Here is a 12501-nt window from a genome sequence, read left to right on the forward strand (position 1 = left end):
GAGCTGAACAATCTCCGTATTTAAAGAGCGCCATTTCTGGAATTCTTCCGCTATGTGGGGGTAGCGCCCGCTGTAAAGTGCCTCGGAGAGCGCCGCCCAAGCGGAGGCGGTGAGGACTTTGCGTTTGAACACTGCATCTAGGGCAGTTTGCACTGCTTCGGGTGAGTTGCGCAGGTATTTCCAGACGAGGGAGAGCAACACCCAATAATTACCTTTGATGGTTTCGAGATAAGCAAGCCGGTCGCTTTCCGAACTGAAGGAAAACACGCGGCGAATCATCTTATCTTCGACTTCAGCGGCTTGTTTCATTCGTGCCAGCGCCTCAACGGGGCGATTTGTCGCCGCCAGTAATCCTGCCAAATTGTTGAGGCTAGTGACTACAGCGGGGTGGTCGCCTTGAAACAGGCGCTTATACATCGCCAAAGCTTCCTCTAACAGCGGTTCCGCTTTCTCGTAGCGATCCTGGGAATAGTAGAGCAATGCCAAATTGTTGAGGCTGAGGGCTACATTGGGGTGGTCGCTTTTAAATAGGCGCTTATACATCGCCAAAGCTTCCTCATACAGCGGTTCCGCTTTCTCGTAACGCCCCTGGAAACCGTAGAGTGCTGCCAAATTGTTAAGGCTGAGGGCTACATCGGGGTGGTTGCCTTGAAACAGGCGCTTATACATCGCCAAGGCGTCCTCTAACAGCAGTTCCGCTTTCTCGTAGCGCCCCTGGGAACGGTAGAGTTCTGCCAAATTGTTGAGGCTAGAGGCGACATAGGGGTGGTCGCCTTGAAACAGGCGCTTATACATCGCCAAAGCTTCCTCTAACAGCGGTTCTGCTTTCTCGTAGCGCCCCTGGGATTTGTAGAGTCCTGCCAAATTGTTGAGGCTAGAGGCGACATAGGGGTGGTCGCCTTGAAACAGGCGCTTATACATCGCCAAAGCTTCCTCTAACAGCGGTTCCGCTTTCTCGTAGCGCCCCTGGTAAGAGTAGAGTCCTGCCAAATTGTTGAGGCTAGAGGCGACATAGGGGTGGTCGCCTTGAAACAGGCGCTTATACATCGCCAAAGCTTCCTCTAACAGCGGTTCCGCTTTCTCGTAGCGCCCCTGGTAAGAGTAGAGTAATGCCAAATTGTTGAGGCTAGAGGCGACATCGGGGTGGTCGCCTTTAAACAGGCGCTTTCTCATCCCCAAAGCTTCCTCTAACAGCAGTTCCGTTTTCTCGTAGCGCCCCTGGTAAGAGTAGAGTGCTGCCAAATTGTTGAGGCTTCTGGCGACATTGGGGTGGTCGCCTTGAAACAGGCGCTTTCTCATCGCCAAAGCTTCCTCATACAGCGGTTCCGCTTTCTCGTAGCGCCCCTGGGAATGGTAGAGTGATGCCAAATTGTTGAGGCTATCGGCGACATTGGGGTGGTCGCCTTTAAACAGGCGCTTTCTCATCGCCAAAGCTTCCTCATACAGCGGTTCTGCTTTCTCGTAGCGCCCTTGGGAATCGTAGAGTAATGCCAAATTGTTGAGGCTATCGGCGACATCGGGGTGGTCGCCTTTAAACAGGCGCTTTCTCATCGCCAAAGCTTCCTCATACAGCGGTTCCGCTTTCTCGTAGCGCCCCTGGGATTTGTAGAGTCCTGCCAAGTTGTTGAGGCTAGAGGCGACATCGGGGTGGTCGCCTTTAAACAGGCGCTTTCTCATCGCCAAAGCTTCCTCATACAGCGGTTCCGCTTTCTCGTAGCGCCCCTGGGATTCGTAGAGTGCTGCCAAATTGTTGAGGCTAGAGGCGACATCGGGGTGGTCGCCCATGTATAGCGATAATGCTAACTCTAAAGCTTGCTCGGCCAAAATTACTGCCTTTTCAAACTTTCCCTCGCCATACAGTTCAACAACCTGTTGGTTTAGTTGTTCCCATTGCGCCATTCCTTCTGCCAAGTGCGCCGCCAAGCTTTGCAACCACTCAGCATTCGGTGCGCCCTCCTCTGCCATATCGGCAGCTACCAATTCCATCACCGCCACCAGTCCTTTATCTATTAGCTGCGAATTAGCCCGCAAAATCTCTGGTTCCTCACCGCTGGGGCAACTCAGCAGTTCTTGAATCAAATTCCAATAGGCTTCAAAGCGCTGTTCGTCCATTTCTGAGGTTCTCCTGATCTAAAAAGAAACCGATATCCCCGTCCGCGAAATCCCCCGGAAAAGGATTTCTGGACTAATAGTCCTGTTTGTAGAGACGCGACAGATGGCGTCTCTACAGGGATGACACGCCACAGATGGCGTTACTAACTCGCCGTCACCTCGTATTGCATATAGAGCACTTGAGACTTGGGCGTGCCTTCCAGGTATTCTAGCAGTTCTTGCAGATGGCCTTCCTTAAGTTCCAGGGCTTCCCGGCGACTTTGTTCCAGCCATTGCAAAGCCGGCTCCTCTTGCGTGATGATGGCCACTATCTGCTCGCGCCCCACCTCAGTTGCAGTAAAAGGCGCACCGTCTTGTGGCAAAACCGCCTCTCCTTTTGGGAAGCGCGACTTGGGCGCATATTCCGAGGGACACAAGCAGCACACCACGCCACCCGGTTCTCTCTCTAATAGCATCAAATGGCCGGGACTGTCAAGATTCACCTTAAATACAATGTCACTGTCCTTCGGCACTTTTTCCTCGTAAAGCTTGGGACGCATCCCCAAGGTGGGCACTTCCGCTAGCACCGGCCCCATTTGATTAGTGGGCCTTCCCTTGCCCTGCAGTTGCTTCCAGAGATATTGCTTTAACCATTCCGGATAGATAGTTTCCCGCAGCCAAGGTCGGGCTATGTCCACTTTATCTTTTGTTACCCCCTGAGAGGGACAGCCCTCAGCCTCCAGCTTCCTATATATCCGCCTCAAGTAGTCGCGCAGGGTTTGGACAACATCCTTCGAGTCCTCTTTCAGCTGCTCCTCTAAATCTTCAGCGAGTGGCTGATTCTCTACCTTGTCATTGGCGGTGTGGAAGCGCTTCACAAATGCCAGCTTGCACCTGTCCTTGAAGCCCCATTCGTCCGCCATTGCGTTCAGGAACTCCTGCTCCACGTCTTTATATCTTGGCAAAGGCATAAATTTGCCCTCTCGTGTAACGTTACGCCCATTATAGACAGGTGAATCCGACTCGTCAAGCCCGGTTCTACCAACTTCTACCTGGCTCCACAAACTTCCCCCAGACTCTACAAACTGCCATCTTAGCCCATCACTTTCTAGTCGCTTCTACTTCCTTACAGCAATAGCCATCTCTCTCCATTTACACCCCAAAAAATTTGTGGCAGCGTAGAGTTAAGCAAGCCAACGGGACGACTGCCAAAGCCTTTCAAAGGCTGGACTGCTTGGGAGCTTCTTGAAACCCGCGTAGGCGGGTTTCGTCTGTGTAGCTGCGGTTTCTAACCGCCAAGCCCCCGAACTTTACGCGATAGGGCTATCAACACCCTTCCACTCAATCAGGAGAAAAAAGATGACTGCTCATCTCCAAATCACGGCGCTCACCGCAGATGACCGGCTCTCTGCCAAGATTCAGCATACCCTAGAATTAGTCCCACCGGCAATGCAGGAAGCCTGCACCCATCCTGAAATCTGCCAGATGGTAATGGCAGAACTGCGGTTAGGCGAGGTGGATATTTACCACGCCATCTGGCGAGTTTTGCACCGGCACGCCCCAGAATCCCTTGCCCCATCAGCCTGGTTTGGCTGATTAGCTTTATCCCCGACAGGAATAGGCGCGAGCCAACCAACTCCGCCTATCCTGCGGGAAAAGCTTTGCCCAACAGCAGAGAAAAGCGACGTTTTTTGCCCCCTCTACCTTCTTCCACCTAATTCGCTCGACAAACCCGCAGCAGTTCACTAAGCTAGAAAACATAAAGGTTCCGACAGAATTCCCAAACCTCAACCCGTATGGTCAGTAAATTTGTTCTTTATGGCTCCACCGGCGACCTTTCCGCACGCCAGCTCATTCCCGCATTATACCAGCTCTGGCGGCTGGGAAAACTTCCCCCAGACTTCCAGATTATAGCATTGGGACTGGAGGATTGGTCAACCGAAACTTATTGCAGCCATATCCTTGCTGCCATGAAGCAGAAAAAGTCCGCACCTCAAGGCGTGGAACAAGATTGGATTCAATTTTCCCACCAGAACATCGTCTACCTTCGTTTAGACTTGGAGGCTACTACTAATGAGCTACGATCAGCTGCGTAAATTAATCGGCACAGACAGCCAGACAGCGGTGTATCTTTCCCTTCCCCCGGAATGCTACCCCAGCGCCCTCACAGGGTTGTCAAATGCAGGATTGCTGGATTCAATAAGCATTGTGGTGACAGAAAAACCCCTGGCCCAAACCCTGGCCCAAGGACAAAATTTTTTGGAACTGCTGCAACAGCAGGGCAAGGAAAGCCAGGTAGCGTTTGTGGAGCACTTCCTCCTCAAGGAAACCCTGCAAAACATATTGGCATTCCGCCTATCTACCCCGTTTGAACAGTTATTCACCCGAGACAATGTTGCCGAAATCAAAATCTACGCCCTGGAAAAGCTGACCGCAAAAGATCGCCCAGCCTTTTACGAATCCGTTGGCGGTGCCCTGCCCGACATGATAACTCATTTGCTGGCGATTGCCTACCTCTTTCTGATAGAATTACCAAGCTCTTTCAACGTTCAAGATATCAGAAAAGCGAAAGAAACCGTCGCGCAGGCGCTGCGAGTCACTGACATTCCCAAAGCAGTCTTTGGGCAATATAACGGATATCGCCAAGAATGCAACAACCCGAATTCCCAGACAATGACCTTTATCGCCTTCACCGTGGAGTATCCCAACCCCCGCTGGCAGGGAGTGCCGGTTAAAATTATCACCGGCAAAGGTCTACCTGACAAATACTGCGGCATCGAGATTGTCTTCAAACAGCACTCAAATGCTAGCCGCATATTCCCGTCAGCGACTCAACCCGTGTTGGTATTCCGCCACCACCCCAACGAAGGGATTTCCTTCCACTTCGATATCAAACAGCCGGGAGTGGGGATGCAGATCCAGCCCGTGAAGATGGAGTTTAACTACAGTGCATTAAACCAGATAAATCAGCCGGCATACTTGCGGTTGCTTTCCGATGTATTGGCTGGAGATTTATCTTGGTTTTCCGGGCCGGTGGAGGCGATTGAAGCCTTGCGGGTAGCTGACGATTTGCAAGCAGGGCGCGTACCTTCCCTCGTGAATTACGAGGTGGGAACTTATCCCGCAGAAGCGAAAGATTGGTTGCCCACAGAAGTTCAGGGATGGCTGTAGCGTCTCCTAAACGTAGGATAGCCATTTTCTCCGACCCAAAACCAGACGTTGGACAGGCGTCTCGCCTGTCCCAAAACCCTGCCTCCAAGACGTAGGACCGGCGTTTCGCCTGTCCCACCATCCGCAACGCACCTACTACCTGAGCAACTTAGCATTAGCCGTGATAACCGTCAAATCCTCCCCCTCGAAATCCGCATCGTGCGTCACCAGCTTCAACCCCTTCGCCCTGCAAAGAGCAGCCAGCATCTGGTCATTGAAATCCGCCTCGCCCCCCGCATACTCACTCAGAATCGCCCCCAGATCCGCTGACTCAAAACCGCTCTCCGTTCTCTCGCACTTCTCCAATATCCTTCGCGAATATTTGGCAATCTGTTCGGCAACCGGCTTGAAATCCGCCGTCTGGCGAAAACTCTTGAAATTTGCCGGCTTTCCAGCCGCCGGCAATTCGCTGTAAACGAATCGGGCGTAGGCGTTAATGAACTCCGACAGCACCAGCGCGTCGATAAATATTTGAGCCTTAGCGCTGCGAATCCTCCTAAACGCCAAGGTGTAGGCGGCTTTTATTCGAGGAAACCGCTCACCCTGCGGACTGTAAATGTAGAGCCAGATATTCGCATCAAACAGCAGCGCATCTGTCTGACTAAAAGTGTAGGATTCGATGCTGTAAACTTGCTTACTCATCGTCATCCCCCAGGAATTCCCGCGTCGCTTCTTGGAATCGAGCCGGATTGTTTAAATACTCCTTTTTCCAGTACACCACATCCTCAATGAATTCCAAATCCTCAGGGCTGATATCGGCAAAGCTGAGGGAGTCTTTTATCTGTCCTTCAGGAAAATGTGCGTACAGCTGACCGATGGCATCGCTCAAAAAGGGCCAGGTGAGGTCTTCAGCGTTCTTGAAGGACAGAATTACTTTCTTACCTTCCTTTAAGGCTGCCGCAATCCGCTCGAACACTTTCTGGCCATCAGCCGACTCTATACATAGCGTGTCTTCAATCACTTCAGTGACAGAAATCGGGACAGGAGTTTCAACTTGGGGAGGGTAAGCGTTTAAAGAAGTCATAACTGGCTCCGCCTAGTAAAATCTTTCTCTTATTATAGCATAAGTCTAGAAGAAAGCAGTCAAGGAACCTTACAAACTCAAAGACGTAGGACAGGCGTCTCGCCTGTCCAGAACCGGCGTCTCGCCTGTCCAGAACCGGCGTCTCGCCTGTCGGATCGCGCCAGCCGGCAGTCATCCCTCAGGTGCGTTGCACCGGCTTAAGTTACGCCCTATAATTATTAAATACTAAAAGGTGCAACGCTACAAGCTTACAAATTCAAAGACGTAGGACAGGCGTCTCGCCTGTCCAGAACCAGCGTCTCGCCTGTCCAGAACCGGCGTCTCGCCTGCCGGATCGCGCCAGCCGGCAGTCATCCCCTGGCGTTGCGCCGGCTTGAGTTACGCACTAGGATTATTAATTTCTGGAAAGCGCAACGCACCCTACTTGCTGTTTAGGATTATTAATATAGCAGTATGCACTTAGGGCGCGGACATTAGATCGAGAGGCCCGGCGAACGCCGTGCCTACGCCTTTTTCCCTAGGTCACTGATGTCCTAACCAATAGGACTGCTGCTATACCTGGAAACTGCAACGCACCCCACTCACCCAGACATGCGATCGCCCCCGCGTGCCGGTGCGGCGCAAACACCACCGGCACCCCCTTGCTCGCTATCCCCCAGACTGCGTTAAACTGACAGAGAAGGACTGCTCTATCAGGCAAGCACTATCGCAGCCGCCAATGGAAGACTGGGAATTTCTGATCCAAAAAGAGGGCGACGCCTCCTGGCTGCCCCTAGAATCCGCCGATGTGGAAATCCTAGAAGGACGGTATCGGGTGATTGCCCGCTCTAATCGCACAAACGAGCGGGTGGAAATTCGTCTCATTCACAAGTCCAGTGATGAAGTGCCGCCCAACCGCTGGGTGCAGAAGCACTTTCGCCGCACCAGCCCCGAAGGGCTGATCGTCGTGCTTCCCTTCACCCGCCTCAAACCCGGTATTTGGGACTTGCGCTGCTCTGGCACAGAGGACAGTCCTCAAGGCACTCTCTGGTATCACTCAGTACGGCTGCAGGTACTCCCCACCGATGCGGAGGATGCCGAGCCCCTCAACTCCCCCTATTCAGAGGTGCCGGCAAAGGCAGACACCTCCGTTTCCCCCTGGCAACCCCCCTCTAGCCGAGCTGTGCCGGCGGAAACCCCCCCACCAAAGCGCCCCCAGCTCATCCCCCTGCCGCCGAATCCGGGAACTGCCGGCTCGAAAGTCGTGCCGCTGCGCCCACCTGAGGCTGCCGGCTCCCCGCCTCCCGCCGAACCGGCACCCCCACCGGCACCCCCACCGGCACCCCTTCCACCGGCACCCCCACCGGCACCCCCCGCCCCACGGCTGCCCCTGCAACTCACCCTCAACCGGGAAACCTATGTGGTGCACCGGGGGGAATCCGTCACTCTGTCGGGGCGCGTGATCGCTGGCGATGGCGCAGCCGGCACTGCGCCGCTGAGCGCCTCAGAACTGCACATCCAGCTGCGCAACCCCCAGAGCTCCCAAGTGCTGGCAGAGGTGCGAGAGACACTGCCCTCCCTGCCGCCGCCGGTGCCCTTTAGCTGTACGGTGCAGATTCCCGTAGACTGCCCAAGTCACCTGATTTTGGGCGAAATCAGGCTCTACAGCGGAACGCCAGAGATTCTGGACGCCAAATCGTTTGTGATTACAGCCGCTGCGGAGGAATTGCTCGGTGCGGTGAGTCCGCAACTCAGCCAGCAAGAGCTCGTAGATCTGTCCCTAGATCCGCTGGGCAAGCTGCAGGCGCAAGTCCTGAAAAACCATTTCCAGGAGTTGCAAGATTCCTTCCAAAAGACTCAGCCCCTGCAATTCCAGCCCTCTTCAGATCCGGCACTGCCCCCTCTGCTTTCCAAGCCAAACCCTGAGAAGCTCGCTTCTAAAGGGCTGGATTTGCCTGGGTTCCGCCGGTTGAGCCGGCACGCGCCAATCGCCAAGCAACCGCCGCCCCCTGCGCCCAAGCAACCGCCACCGCCCCCCAACCCGGCTGAGCCGGTGTCACCCTGGGAAGCAGATCCCCTTCCGGAACCGGGAGTCTCCCTGAGTGAGGGGGAAGTGGCTGGCTTGGCTTTGCCCCAATTGCCACCCAAAACACCCCCACCGCCGGTGGACACGGCGTTTCAATCCCTACAAGTCCAAAATCGCTTTTTGTCCAAGCTAAACGCTATGGCGAAAGATGAGGATTTGGCAGAATGGCTGAAGATAGAGTCCCAGCAAGAAGAAGAGCAGCGCTCTCTGGCCAAGAGCCAGGAGGTGCCGGCTCCCAAGACGGTTGCGGATTGGGAAGCGCAAGAGGTTGTGGTGTATGACGAGCCGGTGCTAACCCCGCAACCGCCGGAAGAAACCCCACCGCCAGATATCCCCCCGCCGCTGCTGCTGCCGGCAAATGAGCAGGTGCCGGTGCCGGTGCTGCAAGTGCCCGAAGGCGAACTGATTTCGGGGCGCAAGGTGAAAGTCGCGGTCCGGCTGCCTGAACTGCAGCCTCGCATCTATGTGAAAATATGGGTGCAAGACCGGCAAGCCCGCTTGCTCCTGGAAGGCCCTCTCTGGCTGACTGAGTTTTATCTCAACCTCTGGGGAGACAAGGAGGCGACAATTGACTTTGTGGTTCCTCACGGCACCCTGGAAGTCCAGTTTGAGGCGATCGCCATGGAAATGCACACCGGGCGCGAGAGCCGTAAAGTTTCTGTCTCCCGCCGGGTGATGCCCCCTCCGCCCCCCACCTTGCCCCACTCCTCCGAGAATTTCTGAACGTTTGTTACAAATTCTTTGCAATTCGCACTCTAAGTGCGCATTCACCGCTAGAGTTCTTAAGAATCCACTCGTTAACATAGGAATCTTTGTTATGGCAGCTTCATACTTGCCCACCATCTTTGTCCCCCTGATCGGCTGGGTCTTCCCCGCCGTGACTATGGCTCTGCTGTTCATCTATATTGAAAGCGAAGCCTAGCCGGTGGCCCTCACCCGCCTGAGCCTACAGGAAGACTAATTAAACGGTAATTACCACAGGTCAGAAACCCGGTTCCTTAAGGGAACCGGGTTTCTTAGCTTTAGCTTTATCTATATCCATCTATTTAGTCATCGATTGCCGCCGGCAGCTCTGCCGGCGGTAGCCGGTGCCGGTGGCGAGAGGGCCGGTGGCATATTTGCGGTCAAATGTCAAGTAGAAGTTGCGTTGCGCTGTAGTGGTTTTGAGTTGGGTGAAGGAGATGCCAGAAACCCGGTTTCTTGAAGAAACCGGGTTTGTCAGTACCTGACTCAGATGAAAACCGCGATAAGCAGTAGAAGCGGGCTGCGCTGCCCTAAAAGCGCAACACTACAAACTAACTGCGGTTAATTTGCAACACAAGTAGGGTGCGTCGCCCTCAGAGCGCAACACACCCCACAAATTTGATAGAAGAGGTGTGAGGTTTCAGGAAAGACACCTGAAATCTCACACTTCCTGAAAGCTACAGAGATGAGCCCAATCCTGCGTAGGCACCGTAGAAGAAAAGACCGACTAGGGCGATCACACCCAGACCGGCAACGGTTGCCACAAGCCACAAAGGAATTCTGCCTGGTTCAGACACAGCGTTTACCTCCCCATTAAAAACACAGCATGTCCCGTTCAATCGGGTTTATTGAGATTAACAGCCAGTTAGTTAAAGAAATAACTGGAGAACAAGATACCGAGAACAAAAATCAGCAGCAAGCCCAAGTACAGAGAAGTCCGGTTTAGCTCAACCGGCTGCTTGTTGGGGTTAGTAGAGCGAGTTGGCATGGATTTCTCCTAGCGTTGAATGAATTGCATAGCGGCGATTGCGCCCAAGAAGAAGATGGTGGGCACACCCAGGGTGTGTACAGCCAGCCAGCGAACGGTAAAAATGGGATAAGTAACGGGCTCGTTTGCTCTATTGGTCGCCATTGTCTAAAACTCCGTCACTAACTACTTGATAAATTCCTTGATTTGTGTCTTGGCTTCAAAGCGGTTTTGCACGATCGGCAATTCTTGGCGGGTCTGAGTGTAATACTCATTGGGCCGGGGGGTGCCGAAAGCATCGTAAGCCAAGCCGGTGCTGACAAACAGCCAGCCGGCGATAAAAAGCATGGGGATGGTGATGCTGTGAATCACCCAGTACCGCACGCTGGTAATAATGTCCGAAAACGGACGCTCACCGGTAGATCCCGCCATACAGATTCCTCCTGGAGACAGCAGCTAAAAACTCGATCTCTATGATACAAAACTTCAAGAACACTCACAAGAGCGGCTCTCACCGGCAAAAAGTGCCGGCAGTTGCCACTGGCGTCAAGCCGCCGCCGCCGGCTCCTGATATTTCAGGAGAACGCCTTGCTGACCAATGATAAAGCCTTGTTGCGGCGACAAAAAGACAATTTTGTAAAAATTAGACGGAACATCCTCCACCTCGCGGTCTTTTTGCCAAGTCTTGCCCCCATCCAAACTGCTGAGCAGGTTGCCACTGCCACCGGCGACCCAAATTTCATCGGGTGTCCTGTAGGCCATATCCAGCAATCCCCAGCTGGTGGACAGCTCCGGATACACCGCCTCCTCCCACTCTTCTGGGTTTTCAGCCTTGGTAAACTGAACCTGGCCACCGCGAGCCAGCATCCACAGAGTCCCGTCCGGCTTAAATCCCATGTTCTGGACGCGGCGGGAGCTGTTGCGGTTGTGGGGGGTCCAGGCATTTAGGCCCGGTTCCCAAGTCGAGTAGAAATTGCCTTTGCCGGAGACGGCCACATATCCGCCAGAAGGCGACCTCTCAATATTGCGAACCACCCCGACGGCTTCCTGCACCATCGCTTTCCAGCTGTTGCCCCCATCGGCAGTCCGGTAGATGGCACCCACATTAGTAGTCATCTCAGCGGCATCCGGGCCCAGGGCCAAAATCGTGTTGGGGGCTCCCGGCAGCTTGGCGCTCAGGGGAATGCGAGTCCAAGATTGGCCCTCATCCGAGGTGTGCAGCAAGATGGAAGGCTCTCCCACAATCCAGCCTTCTTTACCAGAAAAGCTCACCGATGTCAAGACGGCTTTTTCTTCTTCCAGATTCAGGCGTTTCTCCTGCCAGGTCAAGCCACCATCGGCAGTTTCCAGCAAAGTGGCGTCGCTGCCCACCAGCCAGCCGTGGTGGGGGTCTGCTGTAAATGCAATGTCTTGCATGTTGGCCTTTGTGGGCAGGTAAATCACTTGCCAGGGGTTGGCACTGGTGGAGGGGACCTTGGAACACCCCACGCAGAGGAGGACAGCTGCCAGCAACAGGACAATGCGCTTAAACGGTTTGACGATCGAGTCCATTACGTTTTTTTTCGATTCAGTTAATTTTCCCAGGAAGTGGGGGACTTGAGACAGTCTCACTGCAAGCCATAGAAGCTGAGCAGCAACAGGAAGCCAAGGGCCAAGCTGCCAAAAATCAGCAGGTTCTTCTGCGCCGGCGTCAGCGTGTTGACCCCCAGGCCGAAACCGAGATTTTCCCGGAATCCCGAGGCGGTGCCGGCGGGGCCAATATTGCTGAACTGGGCCGTTCGCGCCCCGCACACGGGACAGCGCCAAGTCACCGGCAGCTCTTGAAACGGCGTTCCAGCGGGAATCTGACGCCGGTCATCTCCCTTTGCCGGTTCGTAGACGTAGCCACAGGAGCGGCATTCGTGACAGTCTAGCTGTGTGGGATCAATGGCTTCGGTACTCATGGAACGGGAAGGATGGATAGAGAGTTAGGATCGCCCACAGTCATAATATTAAATTTTTCAATGCTTTTGTTAAAGTTTGTCAAGGAATCGGCGGCAAAATTAAGCTAAGGGGGGGGAGGCGTTAAGGAAAGCTCAGCTTGCAGACGCCGGCAGCTTTGCTGGCCAAGGTTCGTAGTTGGGCTTTAGCCCAAAGGCTCGTAGTTGGGCTTTAGCCCACCGGCTCGCAGTTGGGCTTTATAGCAGTAGCCGCTTAGGGCACGGACGTAGGACAGGCGTCTCGCCTGTCCCAGAGACCTTAAGGGCAGGCGAGACGCCTGCCCTACGCCTATACATAACCCCAAGGTTCGTAGTTGGGCTTTAGCCCCAAAGGTTCGCAGTTGGGCTTTAGCCCACCGGCTCGCAGCAGGGCTGTAGCCCCACCGGCTCAATTGGCCTTTACCCGCGCCCACCCTTGTGA

At 54.3% G+C, this 12501-nt stretch carries 16 protein-coding genes; 5 read left to right on the forward strand and 11 right to left on the reverse strand.

Features of this window, described 5'->3' with window-relative positions; translation table 11 throughout:
* Together OSC10802_RS41495 and OSC10802_RS44735 are read right to left on the reverse strand one after the other, a co-directional pair.
* The coding region (locus tag OSC10802_RS41495) for a tetratricopeptide repeat protein (protein WP_017719263.1) at positions 1-2112 on the reverse strand (2112 nt) is incomplete at its 3' end.
* Between the two features lie 143 nt (positions 2113-2255).
* On the reverse strand, positions 2256-3062 hold the full coding sequence (locus OSC10802_RS44735) for a DUF4384 domain-containing protein (RefSeq protein ID WP_017719264.1): 807 nt from the start codon (positions 3060-3062) through the stop codon (positions 2256-2258).
* A 388-nt stretch (positions 3063-3450) separates the two neighbouring features.
* On the opposite strand from OSC10802_RS44735, the gene OSC10802_RS0123730 reads away from it, so the two are divergent.
* From OSC10802_RS0123730 to OSC10802_RS0123740, 3 genes are all read left to right on the forward strand, one after another.
* Positions 3451-3687: a hypothetical protein gene (locus tag OSC10802_RS0123730; RefSeq protein ID WP_017719265.1), complete on the forward strand. Its 237-nt coding sequence runs from the start codon at positions 3451-3453 to the stop codon at positions 3685-3687.
* 200 nt (positions 3688-3887) lie between these two features.
* Positions 3888-4187, forward strand: a complete 300-nt coding sequence (locus tag OSC10802_RS55820) for a hypothetical protein (RefSeq protein ID WP_017719266.1) — start codon at positions 3888-3890, stop codon at positions 4185-4187.
* Positions 4165-5262: a glucose-6-phosphate dehydrogenase (NADP(+)) gene (locus tag OSC10802_RS0123740; protein WP_017719267.1), complete on the forward strand. Its 1098-nt coding sequence runs from the start codon at positions 4165-4167 to the stop codon at positions 5260-5262. The genes OSC10802_RS55820 and OSC10802_RS0123740 overlap by 23 nt, the downstream gene beginning before the upstream one ends.
* Before the next feature lie 135 nt (positions 5263-5397).
* Here OSC10802_RS0123740 and OSC10802_RS0123745 read toward each other — a convergent pair whose 3' ends face one another.
* A complete protein-coding gene (locus OSC10802_RS0123745) occupies positions 5398-5943 on the reverse strand; it encodes a type II toxin-antitoxin system VapC family toxin (RefSeq protein ID WP_017719268.1) in 546 nt (181 codons plus the stop codon).
* Entirely contained in the window at positions 5936-6325 is a 390-nt protein-coding gene (locus tag OSC10802_RS0123750; protein ID WP_017719269.1) for an STAS-like domain-containing protein, read from the reverse strand. The genes OSC10802_RS0123745 and OSC10802_RS0123750 overlap by 8 nt, the downstream gene beginning before the upstream one ends.
* Before the next feature lie 718 nt (positions 6326-7043).
* Here OSC10802_RS0123750 and OSC10802_RS44740 point away from each other — a divergent pair.
* Together OSC10802_RS44740 and OSC10802_RS0123760 are read left to right on the forward strand one after the other, a co-directional pair.
* Positions 7044-9113, forward strand: a complete 2070-nt coding sequence (locus tag OSC10802_RS44740) for a hypothetical protein (protein ID WP_017719270.1) — start codon at positions 7044-7046, stop codon at positions 9111-9113.
* Between the two features lie 94 nt (positions 9114-9207).
* The gene (locus tag OSC10802_RS0123760) at positions 9208-9312 is read left to right on the forward strand and encodes a photosystem I reaction center subunit VIII (RefSeq protein ID WP_017719271.1); all 105 of its coding nucleotides are present in this window, start codon (positions 9208-9210) and stop codon (positions 9310-9312) included.
* A 499-nt stretch (positions 9313-9811) separates the two neighbouring features.
* On the opposite strand, the gene OSC10802_RS46550 is transcribed toward OSC10802_RS0123760, so the two are convergent.
* The 7 genes from OSC10802_RS46550 to OSC10802_RS50870 all read right to left on the reverse strand — a co-directional run bounded on the left by OSC10802_RS46550 (position 9812) and on the right by OSC10802_RS50870 (position 12493).
* Positions 9812-9931, reverse strand: coding sequence for a photosystem II reaction center protein J (locus OSC10802_RS46550; RefSeq protein ID WP_071593342.1), 120 nt, complete (start codon positions 9929-9931; stop codon positions 9812-9814).
* Positions 9932-9999: 68 nt separating this feature from the next.
* Positions 10000-10122: a photosystem II reaction center protein PsbL gene (gene psbL / locus OSC10802_RS0123765; protein ID WP_017719272.1), complete on the reverse strand. Its 123-nt coding sequence runs from the start codon at positions 10120-10122 to the stop codon at positions 10000-10002.
* Positions 10123-10131: 9 nt separating this feature from the next.
* Positions 10132-10266 (reverse strand): cytochrome b559 subunit beta, encoded by a 135-nt coding sequence (psbF, locus tag OSC10802_RS46555; protein ID WP_017719273.1) that lies wholly within the window; start codon positions 10264-10266, stop codon positions 10132-10134.
* Between the two features lie 21 nt (positions 10267-10287).
* Positions 10288-10533, reverse strand: coding sequence for a cytochrome b559 subunit alpha (gene psbE, locus OSC10802_RS0123770; protein ID WP_017719274.1), 246 nt, complete (start codon positions 10531-10533; stop codon positions 10288-10290).
* A gap of 114 nt (positions 10534-10647) precedes the next feature.
* Positions 10648-11652, reverse strand: a complete 1005-nt coding sequence (locus OSC10802_RS0123775) for a photosynthesis system II assembly factor Ycf48 (protein ID WP_017719275.1) — start codon at positions 11650-11652, stop codon at positions 10648-10650.
* A gap of 56 nt (positions 11653-11708) precedes the next feature.
* Positions 11709-12044, reverse strand: coding sequence for a rubredoxin (locus tag OSC10802_RS0123780; protein ID WP_017719276.1), 336 nt, complete (start codon positions 12042-12044; stop codon positions 11709-11711).
* Between the two features lie 182 nt (positions 12045-12226).
* Positions 12227-12493, reverse strand: coding sequence for a hypothetical protein (locus OSC10802_RS50870; RefSeq protein WP_155968295.1), 267 nt, complete (start codon positions 12491-12493; stop codon positions 12227-12229).
* Positions 12494-12501 lie beyond the last annotated feature (8 nt).

Source organism: Kamptonema formosum PCC 10802 (genome assembly GCF_000332335.1).
GTDB lineage: Bacteria > Cyanobacteriota > Cyanobacteriia > Cyanobacteriales > Oscillatoriaceae > Oscillatoria.